The organism is Variovorax sp. P1_H12_2, assembly GCF_056405335.1.
In genome coordinates this window covers 1-3230 of sequence record NZ_JBFUCI010000573.1, presented here as the reverse complement: position 1 = coordinate 3230, position 3230 = coordinate 1, and the positions used below count along the sequence as shown (strand labels likewise).

Genomic DNA, 3230 nt, shown 5'->3' with positions numbered 1-3230 from the left:
CGCCGCTTCTGACCAAGAAGATGAGCTACGACGCATCGACCGACTTCGTTCCGGTTTCGCTGGTCGGCAAGGCCCCCTTGTTCCTTGTCGTCAACAAGAGCGTGAAGGCCAACAACCTCGACGAGCTGATCGCATTGGCCAAGGCCAAGCCGGGCGGGCTCAACTACGGCTCCGCAGGCACAGGCAGCATCCACCACCTGACTGCCGAGGCCATGAACGCGAGCTTGGGCATCGTCATGACGCACGTGCCATTCAAAGGCAGCGCAAATTCGGTGCCGGCCATGATCGGCGAGCAGGTGGACATGGTGTTCGCCTCGCCACCGTCGTTGATGGGCTTCGTCAAGTCCGGGCAGGCTCGACTATTGGCCACCAACTCCCCGACGCGCTCCCCGCTGGCCCCGCAGATGCCCGCGTTGGCTGAAAAGATTCCAGGCTTCGACTTCGCGTTCAACATCGCGGTTCTGGCAAAGAAAGGCACGCCGAACGATGCGATTGCCAGGGTCAGCAACGAGATCGCGAAGATCGTCAAGCGGCCGGACATCGTCGAGCAGTTGCGACTTGCCGGCGTCGACCCTGTGGGGAGCTCGCCCGAGCAACTTGCAGATGCGCTGCGAAGCGAGAAGCAGCGCGTGACCGATGCCGCCGCGCGCGCTCAGCTGAAAGCCGAATAGGGCCCCGCCGTGACCACGCCTCAGACACACTCCGACACCCAGATGCCGTTGCGCGTCGCTCGCGCGTACGACGTCGCTGAAGGAATCCGCAGCTTCGAGTTGGTGCAGGCCGATGGCAGCGACTTGCCGCCGTTCACGCCCGGCTCGCACGTCAAGGTGCAGGTGCCCAACGGCCTGATGCGCAAGTACTCGCTGTGCAACGACCCGGCAGAGCGCAATCGGTACGTCATCACCGTCAAGAGAGACGCCGCGGGTCAAAGCGGCTCGATCTGCATGCACGAAGAAGTCCATGAAGGGGATACGCTGCCTACGTCGCTTCCCTCGAACGCATTCCCGCTTGTAGAGAACGCAAAGGGCTACCTCTTCATCGCCGGAGGGATCGGCATCACGCCCATCTTGTCGATGATTCGATCGTTCGGCGAACTGGCGCCGGCGCCGTGGAAACTGCTCTACCTGACACGCTCGCCCGAGGCCACAGCCTTCCTTGACGAACTGGGTCAACCCGAGCTGAAGAAGCAGGTGCGCATCCACTACTCCCAGGGTGATTCCGGCCGAGTTTTCGATCTCTGGCCCACCCTGGAGAAGCCGAACACGGCGCACGTGTACTGCTGCGGCCCGCGTCCGCTGATGGAAGCTGTGCGCGACATGACCGGCCACTGGTCACCGGCCAATGTGCATTTCGAAAGCTTCAACGAAGGCGGGGGTGTCCGTCCGGACGACGAGCCCTTCACGGTGAAGCTGGCGCGCACGGGGGGCGAGTTCGAGGTGCCGGTCGGCAAGTCGATCCTGACCGTCTTGCGCGATCATGGGTGCAATGCTGCGTCGTCCTGCGAGAGCGGCACCTGTGGCACCTGCCGTACCGGGCTGCTCGGTGGCGAGGCCGACCACCGCGACATGGTGCTGATGCCCGAGGAAATGGAAAGCCAGATCATGATCTGCGTCTCGCGGGCCAGGTCTGCCGAGTTGGTGCTCGATCTGTGACACYGGACCGCGAACTCCGACTCGGTGTGGCCGGACTTGGCCGTGCCTTCACGCTCATGTTGCCGACCCTCCAGCGCGATCGCCGCGTCCGACTCGTCGCCGCCTGCGACCCGCGCGAGGAAGCGCGGTCCCGGTTCGCGACGGATTTCGACGCCCCGGCCTACGCGGACATCGAGGGCCTGGCGGCCAACCCGGAGGTCGAGGCGATCTATATCGCCAGTCCGCACCAGTTCCATGCCGCGCAAACGCGTATTGCGGCCAGGCACGGCAAGCATGTGCTGGTCGAGAAGCCCATGGCGCTCACGATGGCCGAATGCGACTCGATGATCGAACACTGCCGCGCAGCGGGCGTTCACTTGATCGTCGGTCACTGCCACAGTTTCGACACCCCCTACTTGCGGGCGCGCGATGTCGTCTCGAGCGGAGAACTTGGCCGGGTGCGCATGATCCATGCACTCAACTACACCGACTTCCTCTACCGACCTCGCCGTCCGGAGGAGCTGCGCACCGAGGATGGCGGTGGCGTGGTGTTCAGCCAGGCTGCGCACCAGGTCGACGTGGTGCGGTTGCTCGCGGGCGCGCCCGTGGCCCGTGTGCGAGCCGTCACGGGCGACTGGGATCCGGCGCGCCCGACGCAAGGCGCCTATTCCGCCCTGCTGTGGTTCGAGGGCGGTGCCTTTGCCAGCCTCAGCTACAACGGCTACGGCCATTTCGACTCGGACGAATGGTGCGGATGGATTGGCGAAATGGGCATCGACAAGTCTCCCGACGCCTACGGCGCGGCACGACGCAAGCTCGCTGCCGTGAATTCTCCGAGTGAGGAAGCGCGCCTCAAGGCCTCGGGGACCTACGGGGGCGCTGGCTATGTCGCCGCACCAACCGGTGATTCGCGAGCCTGGCACCAGCATTTCGGGCCCATCGTGGTGTCGTGCGAGCGCGGCGACGTGCGGCCGCTTCCCGACTGCGTCTGGGTCTACGATGACCGGAAGAAGGAGCGCCGGCCGCTCGACGTCCCCCGAGTGCCCCGATTCGAGGTCATTGACGAGTTGTACGACGCTGTGGTGGGCGGTGTGCCTGCGCTGCACGACGGCCGATGGGCGCGCGCCACGCTGGGTGTCTGCCTGGCTTTGCTCGAATCAGCCGGATCGAACCAGGATGTGGCCTTGGCGCCCTGAAACTTCGTCTCTGTGCATCCACGCCCCGACCGCGCCTCGGCACCATCGACGGGTTGGCAACAGAACCAGGAGTTCAGGCCGTAAAAAAAGGCCGGCCCTCGAAAAGAGCCGGCCTTTTGGCTTGACCGAAACCCGGCTCAGAACGGGATGTCGTCGTCCATGTCGTCGAAGCCCGACGACGACTTGGCAGGCGCCTGGCGAGGTGCCGGCGCCGGTGCACGCGGCGCGGCCGCCGGCGGGCGCGAGTAGCCGCCGCCACCACCACCACCACCACCACCACCTTGCGAGTAGCCGCCGTCGTCATCGCCCGAAGGTCCGCCCTGGCCCTGGCGGCTGCCGAGCATCTGCATCTGGTCGACGCGGATGTCGGTGGCGTACTTCTCGACACCGTCCTTGTCGTTGT

At 65.3% G+C, this 3230-nt stretch carries 4 protein-coding genes; 3 read left to right on the top strand and 1 reads right to left on the bottom strand.

What is annotated here, in order from left to right; translation table 11 throughout:
• From AC1D2K_RS32540 to AC1D2K_RS32530, 3 genes are all read left to right on the top strand, one after another.
• A partial coding sequence (locus AC1D2K_RS32540) for a Bug family tripartite tricarboxylate transporter substrate binding protein (RefSeq protein WP_478094291.1) occupies positions 1-671 on the top strand: 671 nt, incomplete at its 5' end.
• A gap of 42 nt (positions 672-713) precedes the next feature.
• Positions 714-1652, top strand: a complete 939-nt coding sequence (locus AC1D2K_RS32535; RefSeq protein ID WP_478094293.1) for a PDR/VanB family oxidoreductase — start codon at positions 714-716, stop codon at positions 1650-1652.
• Entirely contained in the window at positions 1649-2827 is a 1179-nt protein-coding gene (locus AC1D2K_RS32530; RefSeq protein WP_478094289.1) for a Gfo/Idh/MocA family protein, read from the top strand. The genes AC1D2K_RS32535 and AC1D2K_RS32530 overlap by 4 nt, the downstream gene beginning before the upstream one ends.
• A 137-nt stretch (positions 2828-2964) precedes the next feature.
• Here AC1D2K_RS32530 and AC1D2K_RS32525 read toward each other — a convergent pair.
• Positions 2965-3230: single stranded DNA-binding domain-containing protein (locus tag AC1D2K_RS32525; RefSeq protein ID WP_478094288.1), on the bottom strand; the 266-nt coding region annotated here is incomplete at its 5' end.

Bases quoted from the DNA above. Each gene is read 5' to 3' on its own strand.
- AC1D2K_RS32535 (WP_478094293.1), top strand. From the start codon at position 714: ATGCCGTTGCGCGTCGCTCGCGCGTACGACGTCGCTGAAGGAATCCGC.